Source organism: Clostridium sp. (assembly GCF_021443865.1).
In the GTDB taxonomy this organism is placed as follows: domain Bacteria; phylum Bacillota; class Clostridia; order Clostridiales; family Clostridiaceae; genus Clostridium.
In genome coordinates this window covers 1-2,287 of sequence record NZ_JABUTB010000163.1, presented here as the reverse complement: position 1 = coordinate 2,287, position 2,287 = coordinate 1, and the positions used below count along the sequence as shown (strand labels likewise).

At 26.8% G+C, this 2,287-nt stretch carries 1 protein-coding gene; it reads right to left on the bottom strand.

Annotated features, from left to right (window positions below):
• Positions 1 to 77: 77 nt before the first annotated feature.
• Complete coding sequence (locus HUJ77_RS15365) at positions 78 to 2,249, bottom strand: LPXTG cell wall anchor domain-containing protein (protein WP_291710144.1); 2,172 nt, start codon at positions 2,247 to 2,249, stop codon at positions 78 to 80.
• Positions 2,250 to 2,287 lie beyond the last annotated feature (38 nt).

The following is a 2,287-nucleotide window of genomic DNA, read 5'->3' as shown; positions in this document are numbered from 1 at the left end:
TTAGTATAAGTGCAATTAAATTTAAATTAGCAAAAAGGCACTGTAAAATACAGTGCCTTTTATTAAAAATCTAGCTATTATTTTCTTCTTACAGTTAAAATACCACCAACACCTAATAGTGAAAACCCTACAATTAAAGTGAATATTGGATTATCTCCACCTGTTTCAGGTAGATTGTTGTAACCATTTTCATTATTGTTGCCTTCTTGGTTAATATCTTCTGAAGCTTGTCCTCCACTATTATCTGGAGTTTCTCCTTCATTGTTTCCTGGTTCTTCTGTACCTAGTAAATTTGAATTGGCTGATAAGAAGTAATCACTACAATGATCTATTTCTAGGATAGCATATCCATCTTTATCTACAAATATATTATCATCAATCTTTTCTACTTCCTTAGTATCAGGATTATAATAATATAAAGTTAATTTCTTACCTATAAATTCTTCATTATTAACTTTTAGCTTAACTAAAGCTTTTCCTGGTAAATGTCCATGATAATCAAATTTTATAAATATAGCATCATTAGTTAGCCTTTCAATTGCAGCTTTTGCTTCTTCTGTAGGCTTATTACTTACTGATAATTTAATTGAAGCTATATTTTCATTAATTATATCCTTTCCCTTAAAGGTCCATGTTGTTCCATCCTTTAATAAAAAGGTAATTATTTTATCAGTTCCTGCAATAGCATTAAAAATCTCTTTATGAACTATTTTATCATTATTATTTAAAAATAAAGTTATTTTATCTTCTTCTGAAGATTTAATTTCTTCAATAATCTTATTTACATCTGTATTCTCATTAATTATTCTAGCTTCATTTGTTACTGGAATAGACTTATTAACATCTATTTTATTTTTATTTCCTGCATAATCAATGGCTTCTATATATTCAATATTTAGATTCTTAAAATACATATACTCTTCTGTTTTAATAACTAAAACATATTTATTATCGCTTCCATCATATTTAGAAAAACTATATGTAAAACTCTTATCTCCTGAATTTATTTTAGCCTTTATTTCGTCTATACCTGAGATATTATCTGTTGCATTTAAAGTAATTTGTAATTTATCCTGCAAATCAAGTTTAACTTTATCATATTCTATATTTGACATAATTGGTGCTTCCATATCAACTCGTCCATCATTGGTTAAAACATAAGCTGATACTTCTTTTTCAAAATCAGCATAATTATATGCATTATCTGCTACTCTTAAATTAGCTAATATAATTTTGCTTCCTTCCATATCTTCAGTTATGTAGATTTCATTAGTATATTTTTTTAGTTCTTCATTATATTCTAATAATAAAGACTTTGTATATATACCTATTTTTACATAAGCCTCAACAAACTGAATTCCAGATTCATTGTCATATGTATCTACATAAAGCTTAATAGTATCCCCAACTTTATAATATTCTTTATCAAATTCAATGGAATTGATTACAGGCTTTACATCATCCTTGTTTCCATTTCCATCAACTACACTAATATTTATTAAATCTGATGAATAAGTACTTTTATCAGATTTATCAATAACAGCAATATTAGTTATACCAATTGTCTTATTTATTAAATCCTCTGTTATTTCATAATAGCCCATATATAAGTTTTTAGCTTCATCATATGAAAACTTCAATTCATTATATTTTCCATTAATAAATACTGACCCCATTACTTGTGCAATTCCCGAAACATCATCAGTTGCATTTACTGAAACTTCTAAGGTTTCTCCCACTTTAATTTCAGTTTTATTAACATTAATTGAATTTATTACTGGTGCCACTTTATCTGTTATTCCATTTTCATCTGCTACTATAACAGATAGTTTTGGATGATATTGAAGACTACTCTCATTCTCATTACGAATTTCTATTGCAAGTAAGTTAAGAGTTTTATATCTAAAGCTTTCTTCTATTTTTATTTCTGTGGTATATAACTTTAATTCTTCGTTATATTTCAATTCATGTTCTAAGTTATTTTGTGGAAACCATAGCTGTGCATAGACTCTACTCCCTTGGTGTAGATTTTCTATAGTTGCAGTTAGCTCTAAAGTATCTCCAACATTCACTTCGCTCTTATTGAAACGAACATTTTCTACCCTTGTATCATTTCCTTCTATAACTTCATTATTTGTTACTATAGTATCGTTACTAACATCTGCATATGTAATTATAGGATTAATACATAATTGCATTACCAAGAGCATTGATGTTAATAAAGAAATAGTTGATTTTTTATTTTGCATCACAATACCTCCTAATACCTATATGTTTTTTTATAATT

Coding starts and splice junctions, on each gene's coding strand:
- HUJ77_RS15365 (WP_291710144.1), bottom strand. CDS start 2,249: ATGCAAAATAAAAAATCAACTATTTCTTTATTAACATCAATGCTCTTG.